Origin of the sequence: Stenotrophomonas sp. 17(2023) (assembly GCF_030345315.1) — a bacterium.
Classification (GTDB): Bacteria; Pseudomonadota; Gammaproteobacteria; order Xanthomonadales; family Xanthomonadaceae; genus Stenotrophomonas; species Stenotrophomonas acidaminiphila.
This window is the reverse complement of the sequence record NZ_CP128405.1, coordinates 2237590-2258005: the sequence shown is the minus strand read 5'-3', so window position 1 is coordinate 2258005 and position 20416 is coordinate 2237590. Positions and strand designations below refer to the sequence as shown.

Below are 20416 nucleotides of genomic sequence, written 5' to 3'. Positions count from 1 at the left end.
CGCGCCGGTCGCACCGGGTGAGCCGGAGCCTTGAAACCCGGGGGGCAGCCCACATACGGGGGAGCAGGCAGGCGGCAGAACGACCGCCAGGGAACCGGAAATGAACCAAGACCACCCCGAATTCGAGACCGACAACAGCGCCGACGGCATGGCCGGGGCGCAGGACGCGCAGGTCCAGGCGCTGCGCGCCGAGATCGAGCAGCTCAAGGGCGAGTCGCTGCGCGAGCGCGCCGACCTGGAAAACCAGCGCAAGCGCGTGGCGCGCGACATCGAGCAGGCGCGCAAGTTCGCCAACGAGAAGCTGCTGGGCGAACTGCTGCCGGTGTTCGACAGCCTGGACGCCGGGCTGGCCGCCGCGGGCAGCGAGCCCAGCCCGCTGCGCGAAGGGCTGGAGCTGACCTACAAGCAACTGCTCAAGGTCGCTGCCGACAACGGCCTGACCCTGCTCGACCCGGTGGGCCAGGCCTTCAATCCGGAGCACCACCAGGCCATCAGCCAGGTCGATGCCCCGGCCGGGACGGCCCCGGGCGCGGTGGTCACCGTGTTCCAGAAGGGCTACCTGCTCAACGAGCGCCTGCTGCGGCCGGCGCTGGTGGTGGTGGCCCGGGTCGACTGACCCCGGCCGGCTGGCCGCTGCCTTAACGCCGGCGGCCGGCGGCAAACAGCGTTCCGGGGGTGGCTTGAATGTCATCCGGCCATCCCCCACATCCCGTTCATACCCGGCGGCTGCCGGCACACGAATCCTCAGGAGTCCCCCATGGGCAAGATCATTGGTATCGACCTCGGCACCACCAACTCGTGCGTGGCGATCATGGACGGCGGCAAGGCCCGCGTCATCGAGAACTCGGAAGGCGACCGCACCACACCTTCCATCGTCGCCTACACCAAGGACGGCGAAGTGCTGGTGGGCGCCTCGGCCAAGCGCCAGGCCGTCACCAATCCGAAGAACACCTTCTATGCGGTGAAGCGCCTGATCGGCCGCAAGTTCACCGACGGCGAGGTGCAGAAGGACATCGCCCACGTGCCGTACGGCATCCTGGCCCATGACAACGGCGACGCCTGGGTGCAGACCAGCGACGGCCGCAAGATGGCGCCGCAGGAAATCTCGGCCAAGGTGCTGGAGAAGATGAAGAAGACCGCCGAGGACTTCCTGGGCGAGAAGGTCACCGAGGCGGTCATCACCGTTCCGGCGTACTTCAACGACAGCCAGCGCCAGGCGACCAAGGACGCCGGCCGCATCGCCGGCCTGGACGTCAAGCGCATCATCAACGAGCCGACCGCCGCGGCCCTGGCCTATGGCCTGGACAAGGGCGACAACAAGGACCGCAAGATCGTCGTCTACGACCTGGGCGGCGGCACCTTCGACGTGTCGATCATCGAGATCGCCAACGTCGACGGCGAGAAGCAGTTCGAAGTGCTGGCCACCAACGGCGACACCTTCCTCGGCGGCGAAGACTTCGACAACCGCGTCATCGAGTACCTGGTGGACGAGTTCAACAAGGACCAGGGCATCGACCTGCGCAAGGACCCGCTGGCGCTGCAGCGCCTGAAGGACGCGGCCGAGCGCGCCAAGATCGAGCTGTCCAGCGCGCAGCAGACCGAGGTCAACCTGCCGTACGTCACCGCCGATGCGTCCGGCCCGAAGCACCTGAACATCAAGCTGACCCGCGCCAAGCTCGAAGCGCTGGTGGAAGACCTGATCAAGAAGTCGATCGAGCCGTGCCGCACCGCGCTGAACGATGCCGGCCTGCGTTCGAGCGACATCAACGAAGTGATCCTGGTCGGTGGCCAGACCCGCATGCCGAAGGTGCAGCAGGCGGTCAGCGAGTTCTTCGGCAAGGAGCCGCGCAAGGACGTCAACCCGGACGAGGCCGTGGCGCTGGGCGCCGCGATCCAGGGCGGCGTGCTGGGCGGCGACGTCAAGGACGTGCTGCTGCTGGACGTGACCCCGCTGTCGCTGGGCATCGAGACCCTGGGCGGCGTGTTCACCAAGATCATCGAGAAGAACACCACCATCCCGACCAAGGCCTCGCAGGTGTTCTCCACCGCCGAGGACAACCAGTCGGCGGTGACCGTGCACGTGCTGCAGGGCGAGCGCGAACAGGCCCGCTACAACAAGTCGCTGGCCAAGTTCGACCTGACCGGCATCGAGCCGGCGCCGCGCGGCCTGCCGCAGGTCGAGGTGTCCTTCGACATCGACGCCAACGGCATCCTGCACGTCTCGGCCAAGGACAAGAAGACCAACAAGGAGCAGAAGGTCGAGATCAAGGCCGGCTCGGGCCTGTCCGAGGACGAGATCAACCGCATGGTCGCCGACGCCGAGGCGCACCGCGAGGAAGACAAGAAGTTCCAGGAACTGGTGCAGGCGCGCAACCAGGCCGACGGCCTGATCCACGCCACCCGCAGCGCCATCACCGAGCACGGCAGCAAGGTCGGTGGCGATGTCATCGGCAAGGTGGAAGCGGCCCTGGCCGACCTGGAAACCGCGATGAAGGGCGACGACAAGGCGCAGATCGAGGCGCGTTCCAAGGCGCTGGAGGAAGCCGGCCAGTCGCTGTACGCCGCCGCTTCGGCCGGCGAGCAGGGCGCCCCGTCGCAGGGTGCCGGCGCCACGGGCACGCCGAACGACGACGTGGTCGATGCCGAGTTCACCGAGGTCAAGGACGACAAGAAGTCCTGACGTCCAGTGCCCCTCTCCCTGCGTGGAGAGGGGTTGGGGTGAGGGTTCGGGAGCGCATCGCGGTCCCGGGCCCTTGTCGCATCAACGAACCCCCGCCGCAGCCCTCCCCTGGAGGGGGAGGGAGAGGTAAAGCATGAGCAAGCGCGATTACTACGAAGTACTGGGTGTCTCCCGCGACGCCGGCGACGAGGAGCTGAAGAAGGCCTACCGTCGCTGCGCGATGAAGCACCACCCGGACCGCAATCCGGGTGATGCCGCGGCCGAGGCCGCCTTCAAGGAGTGCAAGGAGGCCTACGAGGTCCTGTCCGACGGCAACAAGCGGCGCATGTACGACGCCCACGGCCACGCCGCGTTCGAACACGGCATGGGCGGCATGGGCGGCGGCCCCGGTGGCCCGGACATGGGCGACATCTTCGGCGACATCTTCGGCAACATCTTCGGGGGCGGCGGTGGCGCCCGCCAGGCCCGTCGCGGCGCCGACGTCGGCTACGTGATGGAACTGGACCTGGAAGAGGCGGTGGCCGGCGTGGAGCGCCGCATCGAGATCCCGACCCTGGTCGAATGCGGCGACTGCGATGGCAGCGGCTCCGAGGACGGCAAGGTCGAGACCTGCAACGCCTGCGGCGGCCGCGGCCAGGTCCGCATGCAGCGCGGGATATTCGCCATGCAGCAGGCCTGCCACAACTGCGGCGGCCGTGGCCAGATCGTCGCCCGCCCGTGCAGGACGTGCCATGGCAACGGCCGCGTCGAGGAAGACAAGGTGCTGTCGGTCAAGGTGCCTGCCGGCGTCGATACCGGCGACCGCATCCGCCTGCAGGGCGAGGGCGAGGCCGGCCCGGCCGGTACCCCGCCGGGCGACCTGTACGTGGAAGTGCGCGTGCGCGAGCATCCGATCTTCACCCGCGATGGCGACGACCTGCACTGCGAGGTGCCGATCCGCATTTCGCAGGCGGCGCTGGGCGATGCCGTGCGCGTGGCCACGCTGGGCGGCGAGGCGGAGATACGCATTCCCGCCGAGACCCAGACCGGCAAGCTGTTCCGCCTGCGCGGCAAGGGCGTCCGCTCGGTGCGCAGCCGTACCGAGGGCGACCTGTACTGCCGCATCGTGGTGGAAACGCCGGTCAACCTGACCGCCGAGCAGCGCCGGCTGCTGGAGCAGTTCGAGGCCACCTTCGGCGGCGAGGAGGCACGCAAGCATTCGCCCAAGTCGGCCACCTTCCTGGATGGCGTCAAGGGCTTCTGGGACCGCATGACCTCGTCCTGACCCGGCGCGATCAATGCAATGCGATCACGAAGCCGCAGCCTGCTGCGGCTTCGTCGTTTCCGGCATTTGGTTGCGTGCGCATCCATGCCGCCGGCCGCGGTTTGCGCAGGCGTAGAATGCGGCGATGAACGACGTCGACCACAGCCATCTCGTGCACGGTCGCCGGCAACGCCCGGACGGGCCCTCGCCGGTGGACGTGATTTCCGTACAGTCGCAGCTGGTCTACGGCCATGCCGGCAACAGCGCGGCAGTGCCGCCGCTGCGCGCGCTGGGCCTGCGCGTGGCGGAGATTCCCACCACCCTGCTCAGCAACGCGCCGTTCTATGCGACGCTGCGCGGCCGCGTGCTGCCGGCGGACTGGTTCGCCGAGCTGCTGCAGGGGGCCAGCGAGCGCGGCCTGCCGCAGCGCGCCGGCGCGCTGGTGTCCGGCTATTTCGGCAGCGTGGCCAACGGCGCGGCGTTCGCCGACTGGCTGGATGCGGTGCTGCCGTCCTGCCCGGGCCTGCGCTACTGCCTGGACCCGGTGATCGGCGATACCCACACCGGCCCCTATGTCGAGCCGGGGCTGGAGCGCATCTTCGCCGAGCGGCTGCTGCCGCATGCCTGGCTTGTTACCCCCAATGCCTTCGAGCTGGGGCGCCTTACCGGCATGCCGGCGCTGCAGCAGGACGATGCCATCGCCGCTTCGCGCGTGCTGCTCGAGCGTGGCCCGCAGTGGGTGATCGCGCATTCGGTGTCCGGGGTGCCGGGCGAACTGGTGACGCTGGCGATCGGCCGCGAAGAAGTCTGGCGCTGGGCATCGCCGCACCTGCCGGTGGACGTGGCCGGCACCGGCGACGTGCTGATGTCGCTGCTGGTGGCATTCCTGCTCAAGGGCCATCGCTTCGAGGATGCGGTGGGTCGTGCCATTGCCGGCGTGCATGCCGCGCTGGAGGCGACGCTGGCGCACGGCGTGGAGGAGTTCGACGTATTGGCGGCGGCGCCGGCGGCGCTGGGCACACCGCACCGTTTCCGCGCCGAGCGGCTGGCGTGAGCGGAGTGCAGGCGCCGGTCGTCGGCATCGTCGGCAGCGGTGGCGCCTATGGCCGCTGGCTGCGTGGGTTCTTCCAGTCGCGCATGGGGCTGGAGGTGATCGGCCATGATCCGGTCGACGCCGCTTCGCAGACGCCGGAACAGCTGCTCGAGCGCGCCGACGTGCTGCTGTTCTCGGCGCCGATCCGGCATACGCCGGCACTGATCGACGCGTACGCGCAGCGTTCGGATGGGCGCGAACGCGGCAGGCTGTGGCTGGACGTGACCTCGATCAAGAGCGCGCCGATGGCGGCGATGCTGCGGTCGCAGGCCTCCGTGGCCGGGTTGCATCCGATGACCGCGCCGCCCAAGGCGCCCACGCTCAAGGGCCGGGTGATGGTGGTCTGCGAGGCGCGCGTGCAGCCGCACTGGCAGCCGTGGCTGCAACGCCTGTATGCCGCGCTGGAGGCCGAATGCGTGCCGGCCACGCCCGAGCACCACGACCGGGTGATGGCGCTGGTGCAGGCGATGGTGCATGCCAGCCACCTGGCCCAGGCCGGCGTGCTGCGCGGTTACGCGCCGCTGCTCGGCGAGCTGCAGGCGCTGATGCCGTACCGCTCGACCGCGTTCGAGCTGGATGCGGCGGTGATCTCGCGCATCCTGTCGCTCAACCCGGCGATCTACGAGGACATCCAGTTCGGCAATCCGCATGCGGGCGAGGTGCTCGACCGCCTGCTCGAGCAGCTGCAGCAGCTGCGTGCGCAGCTGGCCGATGGCAGCGACGCGGCGCGGGCGGCCTTCCGCAGGCAGTTCCTCGACGACAACCGCCAGGCGGTGGGCGAGCAGGTGCTGCGCGATGGCAACTACAGCTTCGAGCGCCTGGGCTACCTGCTGGCCGACCTGACCGACACGCGCGCGATGAGCGTGCACCTGCCCGAGGATAGAGCCGGTTCGCTGCGCGAGCTGCTGCATGTGTTCGAACGGCATGGCATCAGCCTGTCCTCGATCCACTCCTCGCGTACGCCTGGCGGCGAAGTACATTTCCGCATGGGCTTTGCCCAGCGCTATGCGCCGGAAGTGCTGGATGCCGCTGCACGCGAAATCGACCACAGCGGCATCGGCCGGGTACTGGATCGCTGAGCCGGCGTCATCCACAGCGGGTGTGGATGACCTGCGCACAAGCCTGTGGATGAACGCCGGCAGCCCTTGCGGCGCAAGGCTGTCAAGATGGGTGGCGAAATATTGACCGGGCATCGCCGACGATGCGGCGATGGCATCGGATGCGACTGTGTGGAGCCGGAATGCGCGCGCGCCGGCATGGCCGTCGTTGCCATGCGCATTCATCCACAGCGGGTGTGGATGACCTGCGCACAAGCCTGTGGATGAACGCCGGCAGCCGTTGCGGCACAAGGCTGTCAAGATGGCTGGTCAATTCTTCACCAGCCGGATGTGCGCACCGGAGGCGATGCCAGCGGGCAAGGCGGCAGGCTGGCGCGCGGGCGGCAGTCGCGGGCGGGGCGCTGCCGCCGGCCGTTCAGATGTGCAGCCGCACCTGTCCGTCGAGCGTGACGAATTCGCGCGCGTTGCGCCGCAGATGGCGGCCATCGTCCAGTTCATAACGCGGCGTGGTATCGCCGTTGCCGGTGCCTGCGGGCTCGGGAACGAACTCGATGATGATGCGGCTCTCGCCGTTGCTGTCGGTGGCGGGGAACTGGCGGAACGACATCGGCAACCTCCTGCGTGGCATGCAACCGGGTACGTCCGGGCCAGCCTGCATCGGCGCGCGTTAGCGCGGCGTCGTCAGTCGATGAACTGCAGCCGCGCCAGCTCCGCGTACAGGCCGCCCTCGCGCAGCAGCTGCTCGTGGGTGCCCTGCGCGACGATGCGGCCATGGTCCATCACCACGATGCGGTCGGCCTTGAGCACGGTGGCCAGGCGGTGCGCGATCACCAGCGTGGTGCGGCCGGCCATCAGCCGTTCCAGCGCCTGCTGCACCGCGCGCTCGCTCTGCGCGTCCAGCGCGCTGGTGGCTTCGTCCAGCAGCAGGATCGGCGCGTCCTTGAGCAGCGCGCGGGCGATGGCGATGCGCTGCTGCTGGCCGCCGGACAGGCGCGCGCCGCGCTCGCCCAGTTCGCTGGCATAGCCCTCGGGCAGGGCACGGATGAAGTCGTCGGCCTCGGCGGCGCGGGCGGCGGCGTACACCTCCTCGTCGCTGGCCTGCAGGCGTCCGTAGCGGATGTTCTCGGCGGCACTGGAGGCGAACAGGGCCGGTTGTTGCGGCACCAGCGCGATGCGCTCGCGCAGCGCCGCCGGTTCGGCCTGGCGCAGGTCGATGCCGTCGACGCTGATGGTCCCCGCCTCGGGGTCGTGGAAGCGCAGCAGCAGCGACAGTACCGTGCTCTTGCCGGCGCCCGAGGGGCCGACCAGGGCCACGGTCTCGCCCGGCCGTACGTGCAGGGTGAAGCCATCCAGCGCCGGGTGCCCGGGGCGCTGCGGGTAATGGAAGACCACGTCCTGGAAGCGGATGTCGCCGCGCAACGGCGTGGGCAGCGCCTGCGGCGCGGCCGGCGCGCGCACGCCGGGGCGTTCCTGCAGCAGTTCGGCGATGCGGCCCATGCCGCCGGCAGCGCGCTGCAGTTCGTTCCAGACCTCGGCGAGCGCGCCGACCGAGCCGCCGCCGATCAGCGCATAGAACACGAACTGGCCCAGCTCGCCCTTGCTGATGCGCCCGGCGATCACGTCGTGCGCGCCGGACCACAGCACCAGCACCACCGCGCCGAACACCAGGGTGATGACGATGGCGGTGACCAGCGACTGGGTGCGGATGCGCCCGCGTGCGGTGGCCACCGCCACCGCCACCGCGTCGGCGAAGCGGCCGGTCTCGTAGCCTTCGCGCGCGTGCGCCTGTACGGTGCGGACCGCGCCGAGGGTCTCGCTGGCGAGGTTGTTGGCATCGGCGACGCGGTCCTGGCTGGCGCGCGAGGCCTTCTCCAGCCGGCGCGCGCCGAAGATGATCGGCAGGACCGCCAGTGGAATGCCGACCAGGGTGAAGGCGGCCAGGCGCGGGCTGGTGACGAACAGCATCGCCAGGCTGCCGACCACGGTGACGGTGCTGCGCAGCGCCACCGACATGCTGCTGCCGACCACGCTGCGCAGCAGTTCGCTGTCGGCCGACAACCGCGAGACCAGTTCGCCGCTGCGGTTGCGGTCGTGGAACTGCGCATCCAGCGCGATCAGGTGCGCGTAGAGCTGGCGCCGCAGGTCGGCCACCACCTTCTCGCCCAGCAGCGATACGAAGAAAAAGCGCGCGGCGCTCGCCACGGCAAGCACCACCACCACCGCGAACACCAGCAGGAACACCTGGTCGATGTTGCTGCCGTTGCTGAAGCCGTCGTCGATCATGCGCCGGAACGCGACCGGGAAACTCAGCGTGGCCACCGAGGCCACCGCCAGTGCCACCAGCCAGGCGGTGAACAGCCCCATGTGGCGGCGCACGAACGGCCACAGCGCCCGCAGCGTGCCCAGCCTTGCCTTGGCGGAAGAAGAGGGAGCGATGGCGGTATCGGTCATGGGCGTGGCAGTGGGAAGGGAAAGGGCGGTGCCGGCGTCAGCCGCCGGCATCGAGCCAGCGCACCCTGTCACGGGTGGCGTCGCGCAGGTGGGTTTTCAAGCCGTCCACGCGCTCGGCGGGCAGTTCGATGGCCAGTTGTGCGCCGTGCTCGTCGAATGCCTCGCCCAGCTTGTCCGCCGCGTGCGTGGCCAGTTGCGCGTACACGGTGCCGAGTTCGTCGAACGGGCAGGCCAGCCGCAACCGGCACATCGCCACCAGCGGCAGGCGCGGCGCCAGCCGCAGGCATTCGGCCGCGGTGCCGCCGTAGGCGCGCACCAGGCCGCCGGCGCCGAGCTTGATGCCGCCGTACCAGCGGGTCACCACCACCGCGACGCGGTCGTAGCCCTGGCCATCGATCGCGGCCAGGATCGGGCGGCCGGCGGTGCCGGCCGGCTCACCGTCGTCGCTGGAGCGGTACTCGTTGCCGCAGCGGTATGCCCAGCAGTTGTGGGTGGCATCGGCCACCGAGACCGCGGCGACGAAGGACAGCGCATCGGCCGCGTTGCCGATCGGCATGGCCTGGGCAAGAAAACGGCTGTGCTTGATCTCCAGCAGGTGGCTGGCGGGCGCGGCGAGGGTATCGGGCATCGCCCCCATTCTAGGCCGCTGGCCGCGGGTTTGCCGCTCTGGCCCGGTGGGTTCGTCGCGGCCGCGGGCCCGCTGCCGCTCAGTTTCCCAGCAGCGGCCGCAGATCGCGCGGGATGCGGGCTTCCGGGTAGGTCTGCACGAAGCGCTCCAGGCTGGCACGTGCGCTGTCCAGGTCGCCTTCGGCGCGACGCGCGCGGATGCGCTCCAGCCATTGCCGGCGTGGAAGCTGCGCGTCCGCGTCGGCCGGTGCGACCGGCATGACCTCGATGCGTGCCTGTTCGCGCAGCGCGGATGCGGAGGCGCGCACCTGTGCATCGGCGGGTGCTGCCGCAGGGGCGGCGCGCAGGCGCATCTCCGGCTGTGCCGCGGCCTGCTCCACGGCAACGGGTGCCGGTTCCAGCGTGTAGGTGGGTGCGGCAAGTTCCGGCGCGGTTGTCGCTGCCGCTGCCGGCGTGGGCGCACCTGGCGGCGGAGGGGGGGCGGGTGCGACCGGTACGTGCGCCGGCGGCGCTGCGGCGCGGGGGGCCGCTGCCGGTTTCCGGGCGGGGGTGTCGGCGTGAGACTGGATGGGCGCCGCTGCCGGTGCGGGGATGGAGGGCGGTGGCGCGGGTATCGACGCCGCCGCTGCAGCCGCGTCGCGCGCATCCGCAGCGGCCGTTGGGGTTGGCAGCGTGGCCGCGGGCAGCGGTGGCGGCGCAGGCCGCAATTGCCAGGCCAGGCCGACAACCAGCACCAGCGACGCGGCGACGGCCAGCGACGACACCAGTCCGCGGCGCCAGCCGCGCCGCGTCCGGCCGGTGCCGATGCTGAACGTGGCCGGCGGCGCGGAGGGGCGCGGGGCCGGCGCGGATGCGGCGGGTTCGCGCGCGAGCGCGGCGATGGCCGCGTCGATCCGTGCCGACGGCGCGATGCCTGCGGCGGGACGGCCCAGCAGTCGTGCCAGTTCGCGTTCTTCGGGAGTCAGGGGTTCGGACGTGTTCATTCGCTCAGCCTCGCGCGCAGCTTGTCCATCGCATAGCGCAGCCGCGACTTGACGGTTTCCCGGCCCACGCCGGTGATCTGCCCGATCTCCTCCAGGCTCAGTTCCTGCTCCAGGCGCAGGATCAGGACTTCCTGCTGCTCCTGCGACAGTTCAGCCATGGCCTGACGCAGCCGCAGCCGCTCGGCCTGCTCGCCGGCCAGCAGTTCCGGGGTACAGGTGTCGGCCAGGCGCGCGGTGCGCTGGTCGGCATCGTCCGGGGCGGCGGGCCGGTGCCGTGCGGCGCGCCAGTGGTCGTTCAGGCGGTTGTGGGCGATGCGGAACAGCCAGGTGGCGAAGCTCGCCTCCGGCTTCCAGCGCGAGCGGGCCAGGATCATCCGCTGCCACACGTCCTGGAACAGTTCCTCGGCCAGCGAGCGGTCGCGCAGCTGGCCAAGCAGGTAGTGGAACAGCCGCGCGCGATGGCGCGCATACAGCTCGGCGAAGGCCTCGCCGTCGCCTTCGGCGTAGGCCAGCATCAGCGCTTCGTCGGTCGGGGCTTGGAGGGCGGTATCCACGGCGCCAGCCTAAGCGCTCGCCACGCCACTGCCTAGTCGCCGCCGGACAGGGGCCGGTGCGGGTTCAGCCAATCCCGGGGCGGGCGCACCGGAGGCGGGGGTTGCGGCATTATGCTGCGACAGGGGAGTTCCGGAGTGCCGGAACCCGGAACACGCATGGAGACCATGTCCCACAGCCAACTCGACGTACATGCCGGCAACGGCCGCGTGGACACCGATTCGCCCACCAACCGCGTGGTGGCGACGCTGCACGGCCTGCTGCCGCAGGGCAGCGCCGTGGCCTTGGCCTGGGACGATGTGGTGCTCGGGCAGGGCGATTGCGTCAGCCCGGGGGCCGATGGATTGCGCGGGGCGGTGCGCGGGTTGCTGGCCGGTGCGCCATTGGCGGATGGCCTGCGGCAGCCGCTGGTGGAACGCTGGACCGATGGTGACGAGGGTGCCCGCATCGTGGTGCTGGCCGAGATCGATGCCAGCTTCTCCGAGGCACAGCGGCAGGCCTGGCTGGGTACCGCGCACGCCCTGGTCGCGGCGGTGCTGGTGTCGTTGCGGCAGGGCGTGCAGATCGAACAGCTCGAACGCGCCAAGCGCCTGCAGCGGGCCCTGTTCGAGATCGCCGACCTCGCCGGCAGCGACCTGGAAATGCCGCAGATGCTGGCCCAGTTCCACCGCATCCTGTGCACGCTGATGTATGCGGACAACTGCTACATCGTCGAATGCGACGAGCACCAGAGCAGCCTGCGCTTCCTGTACTTCGCGGACAACCTGGACAACTTCGCGCCGCATCCGGAGCAGCGTTTCCGCTTCGAGGAAATGCAGGACAGCCTGACCTTCGCGGTGCTGCGCCTGGGCAAGACGATGCATGGCCCCTCGCGCGAGCTGCTGCAGGTGCTGGACCGGCAGCATTCGGTGCACAGCGGCCCGGACAGCACCGACTGGCTGGGCGTGCCGATGTGGCGCGACGGTGCCGTGTGCGGCGCGATCGTGGTGCAGAGCTACGAGAGTGGCGTGCAGTACGGCGACGAGGACCGGGCCGTGCTCAATTTCGTGGCCAAGCACATCCTGACCGCGATGGACCGGCGCCAGGCGCACGTGCAGCTGGAGCAGCACGTGCAGCGGCGCACGCTGGAACTGGAACGGGCCAATGCCAGCCTGCAGGAGGAGATCCAGGAACGGCGGCGCGCCGAGGCGCTGCAGGCGGCGCTGTTCAATGTCTCGGAGCTGGCGATGAACTGCGGCAGCCAGGCAGTGTTCCATGCCGAAGTGCACCGGGTGATCGGCGGCCTGCTGGACGCCAGCAACTTCTACATCGCGCTGGTCAACGAACAGGGCGACGGGCTGGATTTCGTCTATTCGGTGGACGAGTTCAACCGGGTGCGCGCCTCGCGCGCGTTCAGCGGCGGCCTGACCGAGTACACCATCCGCAGCGGCCAGCCGCTGCTGGCGACCCGCGCGGAGATCGACCAGCTGATCGCGCGCGGCGACGTCCGCGAGTTCGGTGCCAAGTCGTATTGCTGGCTGGGTGTTCCGCTGTTCAGTGACGACGAAGTGGTGGGCGTGATCGCGGTGCAAAGCTACAGCCCGCAGGTCAGCTTCACCGCGCACGACCAGCGGCTGCTGGCGTTCGTGGCACGCAACATAGGCAACAGCCTTGCGCGGCAGCGCGACCGCAACCGCTTGCTGCAGGCGCATGCCGAGCTGGAGCGGCGCGTGGCCGAGCGCACCCGCGAATTGGGCGAGGTCAACCAGAAGCTGCTGGCACAGATCGGCGAACGCATGCGCGTGGAGCAGCGCCTGACCCACCTGGCGATGCACGACGTGCTGACCGGCCTGCCCAACCGCCTGCAGTTGCTGGAAAAGCTGGAAGAAGCCATCGAGCACGCGCAACTGGGCATGGGCCCGTTGTTCGCGCTGCTGTTCCTGGACCTGGACCGCTTCAAGTGGGTCAACGACAGCATTGGCCACGCCGCCGGCGACCGCATGCTGGTGGAGGTGGCGCAGCGCCTGGTCGGCATGCTGCGCAGCGACGACGTGGTGGCGCGCCTGGGCGGCGACGAGTTCGCGCTGCTGGTGCGCTGCGACGGCGCCAAGAGCGCGATGGAGGTGGGCCGCCGGCTGCTGCGCTCGCTGGAACATTCGATGTGGGTCGACGGGCGCGAGCTGTTTCCCTCCGGCAGCATCGGCATCGCACTGTGGAGCCCGCGCTATACGTCAGGGGCCGAACTGCTGCGCGACGCCGATGCCGCGATGTACCGGGCCAAGGGCATGGGCCAGGACCGCTGCATGCTGTTCGACGAGGCCATGCGCGAGCAGTCGCTGCAGAGCCTGGAACTGGAAGCGGACCTGCGCCGGGCCATCATCAACAACGATTTCCTGCCGTTCTACCAGCCCATCGTGTCGCTGGCCGACGGCAGCGTGGTCGGCCACGAGGCGCTGCTGCGCTGGCAGCACGAGGGCAGGGGGCTGCTGCTGCCGGGCGAGTTCATCTCGCTGGGCGAGGAAAGCGGCCTGATCGAACAGGTGGACTGGCTGATCTACGAGCAGGTGGTGCGCGACCTGGCCGGTACCGCCTCGGGCTACGTTTCGGTGAATGTCTCGCCGCGCCACTTCCGCTCGTCCGAGTTCGCCACGCGCCTGTTCGGGCTGCTGGATGCGGCCGGCGCCGACCCGGGCCGGCTGCGGGTGGAGATCACCGAGATGGCGCTGCTGGAGGATGCCCCGCGCACGCTGCGCACGCTCTACCAGCTGCGCGAGCGCGGTATCGTGGTGCAGCTGGATGACTTCGGTACCGGCTATTCGGCGCTGTCCTACCTGCACCGGTTTCCGATCAGTGCGCTGAAGATCGACCGCAGCTTCGTGGCCGGGTTGCACGCCGACAATGGCAAGAGCACGCAGGCGCTGGTCGAGGGCGTGGTGTCACTGGCGCGGACCCTCGGCATCGAGACCATCGGCGAGGGCGTGGAGGACGAACGCCAGCTGCGCACCCTGTTCGAGATGGGCTGCAACTTCGGCCAGGGCTATCTGCTGGGCCACCCGATGCCACGCGAAGTGACGCTGCACAAGACGGAGTGAGCCGCCGTTCGTCGCGGGGCGGATACCGCGCCCGGGATGGGACGAGGCGCCGTCGATGCAGCGCCAGGCAGGGGAGGAGGCGCCAGCGAAATCCACCGCGTCGCCACGCGCCAGTGGGCTTACCGCAACGCTGCGCGCAGTTTCTCGTCGAACCGCGCCCTGCTGGAAGTGAGGCGCCGTTGATGCCTGCCGCGTCGCCACGCGCCAATAGGCTTGCCGCAACGCCGCGCGCCAGTGGACTTACCGCAACGCCGCGCGCAGTTTTTCGTCGAACCACTTCTCCGCCTGCGCCGGCGAATACGCGCGCATCCAGGCCAGCATCTGCCCAGCGTCGTCGCCGTACCACAGGTCCTGGCGCTGCTCGGGGTGCAGGAAGCGCTCTTCCACCATGTGGTCGATCATGCCGATCAGCTGCGCGTAGAAGCCATCGACGTCGAGGAACGCGCAGGGCTTCTTGCCGATGCCGAGCTGGCGCCAGGTCAGCATCTCGAAGATTTCCTCCGCGGTGCCGAAGCCGCCGGGCAGGGCGACGAAGGCATCGGACAGGTCGAACATGCGCGATTTGCGCTCGTGCATGGAGCCGACGATTTCCAGCGTGGTCACGCCCTGGTGCGCGACTTCCATGTCCACCAGGTGCTGCGGGATCACGCCGGTGACCTCACCGCCGGCGGCCAGCACGCCATCGGCCACCGCGCCCATCAGCCCGGTGCGGCCGCCACCGTAGATCAGGCGCAGGCCTTCATGGGCGATACGCGTGCCCAGTGCGGTGGCACGCTCGATGTACAGGGGGTTGGCGCCGGGGTTGGAGCCGCAGTAGACGCAGATGGATTTCATGGAGGTTCCTGCTGGAGGTGTGCGGATCGTGCCGATGCACAGGGCGCGATCTGGGGAATGCAAAAGCAAGAAGGCTCCGCCGGGGCGGAGCCTTCTCGGTCAGGCCGGTGTCGCTCAGTTGGCCTTGTGGATGGCGCGCTTGCTGACCGCCATCGCCGCGTCGTGGATCACTTCCGACAGCGACGGGTGGGCGTGGCAGATGCGGGCCAGGTCATCGGCCGAGCCGCTGAACTCCATGGTCAGCACGCCTTCGTGCACCAGTTCGGAGACATTGGCGCCGACCAGGTGCATGCCCAGCACGCGGTCGGTTTCGGCGTGGGCCAGCACCTTGACGAAGCCGGCCGGCTCGACCATCGCCACGGCACGGCCGTTGGCGGCGAACGGGAAGCTGCCGGCCTTGTACGGGATGCCCTCGGCCTTGAGCTGGGCTTCGGTCTTGCCGACCCAGGCCAGTTCCGGCTCGGTGTAGATGACCCACGGGATGGTGTCGAAATTGACATGGCCCGGCAGGCCGGCGATCAGCTCGGCAACCGCGATGCCTTCCTCGAAGCCCTTGTGCGCCAGCATCGGGCCGCGCACGCAGTCGCCGACCGCCCAGACGCCGTCGACGCCGGTGTGGCAGTGTTCGTCGACCACGATCTGGCCGCGCTCGTTGACCTGCACGCCGGTGCCATCGGCCAGCAGGCCCTTGGTCGCGGCGCGGCGGCCCACGGCCACCAGCAGCTTGTCGACGGTCAGGGTCTTCTCGCCTTCACCATCGGTGTAGGTGACCACCACTTCCTTCTTCTTGCCCTTGCCGGTCACGTCGGTCTTGCTGACCTTGGCGCCGAGCTTGATGTCCAGGCCCTGCTTCTTGAACTCGCGCGCGGCGACCTTGGCCACTTCGGCATCGGCGGCGGCCAGGAACTCCGGCAGCGCCTCGAGGATGGTCACTTCGGCGCCCAGGCGCTTCCACACGCTGCCCAGTTCCAGGCCGATCACGCCGGCGCCGATCACCGCCAGGCGGCCCGGCACTTCGGTGAAGTCCAGCGCGCCGACGTTGTCGACGATGGTTTCGCCGTCGAACTTGGCGAACGGCAGTTCGATCGAATCCGAGCCGGCCGCGATGATGACGTTGGTGCCCTTCAGCTCGACCTCGGTGCCGTCATGCTGCTTGACCTTGACGACGTTGCCGGCCTGCAGCTGGCCGAAGCCGTAGTAGGCGGCGACCTTGTTGGCCTTGAACAGCTGGGCGATGCCACCGGTGAACTGCTTCACGATGGCGTCCTTGCGGCCGACCATCTTCTCGACGTCCATCTTGGCGTCCTTGAAGCTGATGCCGTGGTCGCCAAAGATGTGGCCCATGTTCCAGTACTGGCGCGAGGAATCCAGCAGTGCCTTGGACGGGATGCAGCCCACGCGCAGGCAGGTGCCGCCCAGTGCCGGCTTGCCGTCCTTGCCCAGCGCCGCGTCGATGCAGGCGGTCTTCAGGCCCAGCTGGGCGGCGCGGATGGCGGCGTGGTAGCCGGCCGGGCCGGCACCGATGACGACGACGTCGAATTGTTCAGCCATTTGAGGTTCCTTGGTGCTTTCCTTCGGCTTCGGGGGCGAAGCCGGTGGCGCGGGGCGCCGGGGAAGGGGCGGGCGCTGGGCCGGCCCCGGAGCGACCGACCCCTCCGCTGGGGGAGGGGTCGGCGGGTCTTACAGACCGAACAGCATACGGCCCGGGTTTTCCAGCTGGTTCTTGATGTCCACCAGGAACTGCACCGCGTCCTTGCCGTCGATGATGCGGTGGTCGTAGGACAGCGCGATGTACATCATCGGCGCGATCACGACCTGGCCGTTCTCGGCGATCGGGCGCTCCTTGATCGTGTGCATGCCGAGGATGGCGCTCTGCGGCGGGTTGACGATCGGGGTCGACATCAGCGAGCCGAAGGTGCCGCCGTTGGTGACGGTGAAGGTGCCGCCCTGCAGGTCGTCCAGGGCCAGCTTGCCGTCACGCGCCTTCTTGGCGTAGTCGGCGATGCCCTGCTCGATCTCGGCGAAGGACATGCGCTCGACGTTGCGCAGCACCGGGGTCACCAGGCCCTTGTCGGTGGACACGGCGATGGAGATGTCCGAATAGCCGTGGTAGATGATGTCGTCGCCGTCGACCGAGGCGTTGACCAGCGGGAAGCGCTGCAGCGCGTTGGCAGCGGCCTTCACGAAGAAGCTCATGAAGCCCAGCTTGATGCCGTGGGCCTTCTGGAACTCGTCCTGCAGTTCCTTGCGCGCGGCCGAGACCTTGGCCAGGTTGACTTCGTTGAACGAAGTCAGCATGGCGATGGATTCCTTGGACTGCATCAGGCGCTCGGCGATGCGCTTGCGCATGCGGGTCATCGGCACGCGTTCTTCCGGACGCGCGCCACCGGCCTTGCCGACGCCGCCGTTGCGGGCGAAGTTGACGATGTCTTCCTTGGTCACCGCGCCATGACGGCCGGTGCCGGCGACATCGGCCGGGTTCACGCCTTCGGTGATGGCCGAGAAGCGGGCGCCCGGCGGCAGGCTGTCGGCGGCCGACTTGGCGGCCGGTGCCGGCGCGGCGGCGGCAGCAGCCGGGGCCGGGGCCGCAGCCTTCGGTGCCTCGGCGGCAGCCGGGGCCGGAGCGGCGGCAACCGCGCCTTCCTCGATGATCGCCACGACCTGGCTGCTGGTCACGGTGGCGCCTTCGGCGAACTTGATCTCCTTGATCACGCCATCGACCGGCGACGGGACCTCGAGTACGACCTTGTCGGTTTCCAGGTCAAGCAGGTTTTCGTCGCGCTTGACCGCGTCGCCGACCTTCTTGTGCCAGGTGGCGATGGTGCCGTCAGCGACGGATTCGGGCAGTACCGGGGCTTTGACTTCGGTGGCCATGCAGGGGCTTCCTGGTTCGTATTCTTCGTGAAAGGGGGAGAGTTATTCAGCGAACTGGTCGTTGAAGGGATTGACCAGCGCATCGGCAAGCAGCTGCTGCAGTTCGCGCAGGTGGTCGGCCATGTGGCCGACGGCCGGCGACGGCGAACGCGGACGGCCAGCGTAGTGCAGGTTCTGGCCGTCGGCCAGGCAGGCCTGCAGGTGGTGGCGGATCTGGTACCAGGCACCCTGGTTCATCGGCTCCTCCTGGCACCACACCACGTCCGCGGCCTTGCCGTACTTGTTCAGTTCGGCGGCCAGCAGCGTGCGCGGGAACGGGTACAGCTGCTCCACGCGGATGATGGCCACGTCGTCCTGGCCGCGCTTGGTCTGGTCTTCCAGCAGGTCGTAGTAGACCTTGCCCGAGCACAGCACCACGCGCTTGACCTTCTTGGCGTCGGCGTTGGCGTCGCCGATCAGGTGCTGGAATTCGCCATTGGCCAGCTCGTCCAGGGTCGAGACCGCCAGCTTGTGGCGCAGCAGCGACTTGGGCGACATCACCACCAGCGGCTTGCGGGTGGTCATGCACAGCTGGCGGCGCAGCATGTGGAACGCCTGGGCCGGGGTCGACGGCACGCAGACCAGCATGTTCTCCAGCGCGCACAGCTGCAGGAAGCGCTCCAGGCGCGCCGAGCTGTGTTCCGGGCCCTGGCCTTCGTAGCCGTGCGGCAGCAGCAGGGTCAGGCCGGAGATGCGGCCCCACTTGGCCTCGCCGGAGGCGATGAACTGGTCGATCACCACCTGGGCGCCGTTGGCGAAGTCGCCGAACTGGCCTTCCCAGATGCACAGCGTGTTCGGATCGGTGGTGGAGAAGCCGTACTCATAGGCCATCACCGCTTCCTCGCTGAGCAGCGAATCGATGATGGTGGCCTGCTCCGGCGACTGCACCAGCTGGCGCAGCGGCAGGTAATAGGCGTCGGTCTTCTGGTCGTGCAGGATCGCGTGGCGGTGGGTGAAGGTGCCACGGCCGACGTCCTGGCCGACCAGGCGCAGGCCATGGCCCTGGTCGAGCAGGGTGGCGTAGGCCAGGTTTTCGGCAAAGCCCCAGTCGCCCGGGATCTCGCCGGCGGCCATCCTGCGGCGGTCGTCATAGACCTTGGCCACGCGCGAGTGCAGTTCCACGCCCTCGGGGATGGTGTTGATCAGCTTGGCCAGGCGGGCCAGCTCGGCCATCGGCACCTGGGTGCTGACCGGGTCGGACAGCTTGCCGGCCAGCAGCTTCGGCCAGTCCACGTACAGCTTGCTGGTCGGCGGGGTCTTCTCGACCTGCGCCAGCTCGGTGGTGACTTCGCCCGAATCGAGCTTGTCGCGGTAGGCATCGACCAGCGCCTTGCCGCCGTTGGCGGGGATCACGCCGGCGGCCTCGAGCTTCTCGGCATACAGCTCGCGGGTGGTCTTGTGCTTGCGGATCACCTGGTACATCAGCGGCTGGGTGATCGCCGGCTCGTCGGCCTCGTTGTGGCCCCAGCGGCGGTAGCACACCAGGTCGATCACGACGTCCTTGTGGAACTGCTGGCGGAAGTCGTAGGCCAGCTGCGCGGCGAACACCACCGCTTCCGGGTCGTCACCGTTCACGTGCAGGACCGGCGCGCCGACCATCTTGGCGATGTCGGTGCAGTACAGGGTCGAGCGCGAGTCGTCGCGGTTGGAGGTGGTGAAGCCGACCTGGTTGTTGATGACGATGTGCACGGTACCGCCGACGGCGAAGCCGCGTGCCTGCGACATCTGGAACAGCTCCATCACCACGCCCTGGCCGGCGAACGCGGCGTCGCCGTGGATCAGGATCGGCATGACCTGCTTGCGCGCGGCGTCGCCGCGGCGTTCCTGGCGCGAACGCACCGAGCCGGCGACCACCGGGTCGACGATCTCCAGGTGCGACGGGTTGAACGCCAGCGCCAGGTGCACCGGGCCACCGGCGGTGGCGACGTCGGCCGAGAAGCCCATGTGGTACTTCACGTCGCCGGCGACGGCACGGTCGTCGTGTTCGAAGCGGCCTTCGAATTCGTCGAACAGCTTGCGCGGGTTCTTGCCCAGGGTGTTGACCAGCACGTTCAGGCGGCCGCGGTGGGCCATGCCGATCACCACGTCCTTGACGCCGTCCTTGCCGGCGCCGCGGATCACCGTGTCCATCATCGGGATCAGCGAGTCGCCGCCTTCCAGCGAGAAGCGCTTCTGGCCGACGTACTTGGTGTGCAGGTAGCGCTCCAGGCCCTCGGCGGCGGTCAGGCGCTCGAGCGTGCGGCGCTGGGTGTCGGCATCGAGGTTGTAGTTGCCGCCGGCGTTTTCCAGGCGCTGGTACAGCCACTGGCGCTGGTCGACTTCGGCGATGTACATGAACTCGGCGCCGATGGAGCCGGTATAGGTCGCCTTCAGGCGCGCCAGCAGGTCGCGCAGCTTCATGCGCGGCTGGCCGCCGACGCCGCCGGTGCTGAACTCGTCGTTGAGGTCGGCATCGGACAGGTGGTGGAAGGCAAGGCCCAGGTCGGGCGGGTTGACCGGCGGGGTCAGGCCCAGCGGGTCGAGCTGCGCGCCGAGGTGGCCGCGCGAGCGGTAGGCGGTGATCAGGCGTCCGACGTTGCGCTCGCGCTCGTCGCCGCCGCCGCTGCCGGCCACGGCGCTGGAGGCGTTGCGACCGGCCTCGGCGATGTGGGCGATGACGGCCGAATGCGGGACATCACCTGCCTCGCGGCCCTTGAAACCGTCGAAGTAGGACTTCCATTTGGGGTCCACACTGTCCGGGGAGACGAGGTACTGCTCGTACAGGTCCTCGATATAGGAGGCGTTGCCGCCGGCGAGTTGCGATGACTGCGCAAACTGCTTCAGGAGATTGTCCACGATGGAGGGTCGGATTCGCTTGTGGGGTATGGCTTCTGGAACCGGCGGGGACCTTGCAGCAGGGCGCCGCGCGGGC

15 protein-coding genes are annotated in these 20416 nt (G+C 69.2%); 6 read left to right on the top strand and 9 right to left on the bottom strand.

Annotation, left to right across the window (positions count from 1 at the left end; genetic code table 11):
* The first annotated feature begins 100 nt into the window (after positions 1-100).
* From grpE to QQA12_RS10165, 5 genes are all read left to right on the top strand, one after another.
* Positions 101-616 carry a nucleotide exchange factor GrpE gene (gene grpE, locus QQA12_RS10185; RefSeq protein WP_054666618.1) on the top strand — a complete coding sequence of 172 codons (516 nt, stop codon included), beginning with the start codon at positions 101-103 and terminating at the stop codon, positions 614-616.
* Between the two features lie 141 nt (positions 617-757).
* Positions 758-2680 carry a molecular chaperone DnaK gene (gene dnaK / locus QQA12_RS10180; protein WP_054666617.1) on the top strand — a complete coding sequence of 641 codons (1923 nt, stop codon included), beginning with the start codon at positions 758-760 and terminating at the stop codon, positions 2678-2680.
* Between the two features lie 133 nt (positions 2681-2813).
* Positions 2814-3944, top strand: coding sequence for a molecular chaperone DnaJ (dnaJ, locus tag QQA12_RS10175; protein ID WP_226049224.1), 1131 nt, complete (start codon positions 2814-2816; stop codon positions 3942-3944).
* Positions 3945-4068: 124 nt separating this feature from the next.
* Positions 4069-4977: a pyridoxal kinase gene (gene pdxY, locus QQA12_RS10170; RefSeq protein WP_226049223.1), complete on the top strand. Its 909-nt coding sequence runs from the start codon at positions 4069-4071 to the stop codon at positions 4975-4977.
* A gap of 5 nt (positions 4978-4982) precedes the next feature.
* Complete coding sequence (locus QQA12_RS10165; RefSeq protein WP_226049928.1) at positions 4983-6095, top strand: prephenate dehydrogenase; 1113 nt, start codon at positions 4983-4985, stop codon at positions 6093-6095.
* Between the two features lie 394 nt (positions 6096-6489).
* Here the strand turns inward: QQA12_RS10165 and QQA12_RS10160 are convergent, their stop codons facing one another.
* The 5 genes from QQA12_RS10160 to QQA12_RS10140 form a co-directional block, all read right to left on the bottom strand.
* On the bottom strand, positions 6490-6681 hold the full coding sequence (locus QQA12_RS10160; RefSeq protein ID WP_054666611.1) for a hypothetical protein: 192 nt from the start codon (positions 6679-6681) through the stop codon (positions 6490-6492).
* Positions 6682-6755: 74 nt separating this feature from the next.
* Positions 6756-8525 (bottom strand): ABC transporter transmembrane domain-containing protein, encoded by a 1770-nt coding sequence (locus QQA12_RS10155; protein ID WP_226049222.1) that lies wholly within the window; start codon positions 8523-8525, stop codon positions 6756-6758.
* 37 nt (positions 8526-8562) lie between these two features.
* On the bottom strand, positions 8563-9153 hold the full coding sequence (locus QQA12_RS10150) for a YigZ family protein (protein ID WP_226049221.1): 591 nt from the start codon (positions 9151-9153) through the stop codon (positions 8563-8565).
* A gap of 79 nt (positions 9154-9232) precedes the next feature.
* The gene (locus QQA12_RS10145) at positions 9233-10135 is read right to left on the bottom strand and encodes a hypothetical protein (protein ID WP_226049220.1); all 903 of its coding nucleotides are present in this window, start codon (positions 10133-10135) and stop codon (positions 9233-9235) included.
* The gene (locus QQA12_RS10140; protein WP_233324836.1) at positions 10132-10650 is read right to left on the bottom strand and encodes an RNA polymerase sigma factor; all 519 of its coding nucleotides are present in this window, start codon (positions 10648-10650) and stop codon (positions 10132-10134) included. Before QQA12_RS10140 ends, QQA12_RS10145 begins: the two co-directional genes overlap by 4 nt.
* 204 nt (positions 10651-10854) lie before the next feature.
* Between QQA12_RS10140 and QQA12_RS10135 the strand changes: the two genes are divergently transcribed.
* On the top strand, positions 10855-13758 hold the full coding sequence (locus QQA12_RS10135) for an EAL domain-containing protein (RefSeq protein ID WP_233324833.1): 2904 nt from the start codon (positions 10855-10857) through the stop codon (positions 13756-13758).
* 240 nt (positions 13759-13998) lie between these two features.
* Here QQA12_RS10135 and QQA12_RS10130 read toward each other — a convergent pair whose 3' ends face one another.
* From QQA12_RS10130 to QQA12_RS10115, 4 genes are all read right to left on the bottom strand, one after another.
* Positions 13999-14592, bottom strand: coding sequence for a TIGR00730 family Rossman fold protein (locus QQA12_RS10130; protein ID WP_054666604.1), 594 nt, complete (start codon positions 14590-14592; stop codon positions 13999-14001).
* A 114-nt stretch (positions 14593-14706) separates the two neighbouring features.
* Positions 14707-16143 carry a dihydrolipoyl dehydrogenase gene (gene lpdA, locus QQA12_RS10125; protein ID WP_054666602.1) on the bottom strand — a complete coding sequence of 479 codons (1437 nt, stop codon included), beginning with the start codon at positions 16141-16143 and terminating at the stop codon, positions 14707-14709.
* A gap of 129 nt (positions 16144-16272) precedes the next feature.
* Positions 16273-17466 (bottom strand): dihydrolipoyllysine-residue succinyltransferase, encoded by a 1194-nt coding sequence (gene sucB / locus QQA12_RS10120; protein ID WP_182212824.1) that lies wholly within the window; start codon positions 17464-17466, stop codon positions 16273-16275.
* Positions 17467-17508: 42 nt separating this feature from the next.
* Positions 17509-20340 (bottom strand): 2-oxoglutarate dehydrogenase E1 component, encoded by a 2832-nt coding sequence (locus tag QQA12_RS10115; RefSeq protein WP_054666599.1) that lies wholly within the window; start codon positions 20338-20340, stop codon positions 17509-17511.
* Between the last annotated feature and the right edge of the window lie 76 nt (positions 20341-20416).

What these genes read in the sequence shown, in the direction of transcription:
- grpE (WP_054666618.1), top strand. Translation starts at nt 101, where the DNA reads ATGAACCAAGACCACCCCGAATTCGAGACCGACAACAGCGCCGACGGC.
- dnaK (WP_054666617.1), top strand. Translation starts at nt 758, where the DNA reads ATGGGCAAGATCATTGGTATCGACCTCGGCACCACCAACTCGTGCGTG.
- dnaJ (WP_226049224.1), top strand. Translation starts at nt 2,814, where the DNA reads ATGAGCAAGCGCGATTACTACGAAGTACTGGGTGTCTCCCGCGACGCC.
- pdxY (WP_226049223.1), top strand. Translation starts at nt 4,069, where the DNA reads ATGAACGACGTCGACCACAGCCATCTCGTGCACGGTCGCCGGCAACGC.
- QQA12_RS10160 (WP_054666611.1), bottom strand. Translation starts at nt 6,681, where the DNA reads ATGTCGTTCCGCCAGTTCCCCGCCACCGACAGCAACGGCGAGAGCCGC.
- QQA12_RS10155 (WP_226049222.1), bottom strand. Translation starts at nt 8,525, where the DNA reads ATGACCGATACCGCCATCGCTCCCTCTTCTTCCGCCAAGGCAAGGCTG.
- QQA12_RS10150 (WP_226049221.1), bottom strand. Translation starts at nt 9,153, where the DNA reads ATGCCCGATACCCTCGCCGCGCCCGCCAGCCACCTGCTGGAGATCAAG.
- QQA12_RS10145 (WP_226049220.1), bottom strand. Translation starts at nt 10,135, where the DNA reads ATGAACACGTCCGAACCCCTGACTCCCGAAGAACGCGAACTGGCACGA.
- QQA12_RS10140 (WP_233324836.1), bottom strand. Translation starts at nt 10,650, where the DNA reads ATGCTGGCCTACGCCGAAGGCGACGGCGAGGCCTTCGCCGAGCTGTAT.
- QQA12_RS10135 (WP_233324833.1), top strand. Translation starts at nt 10,855, where the DNA reads ATGTCCCACAGCCAACTCGACGTACATGCCGGCAACGGCCGCGTGGAC.
- QQA12_RS10130 (WP_054666604.1), bottom strand. Translation starts at nt 14,592, where the DNA reads ATGAAATCCATCTGCGTCTACTGCGGCTCCAACCCCGGCGCCAACCCC.
- lpdA (WP_054666602.1), bottom strand. Translation starts at nt 16,143, where the DNA reads ATGGCTGAACAATTCGACGTCGTCGTCATCGGTGCCGGCCCGGCCGGC.
- sucB (WP_182212824.1), bottom strand. Translation starts at nt 17,466, where the DNA reads ATGGCCACCGAAGTCAAAGCCCCGGTACTGCCCGAATCCGTCGCTGAC.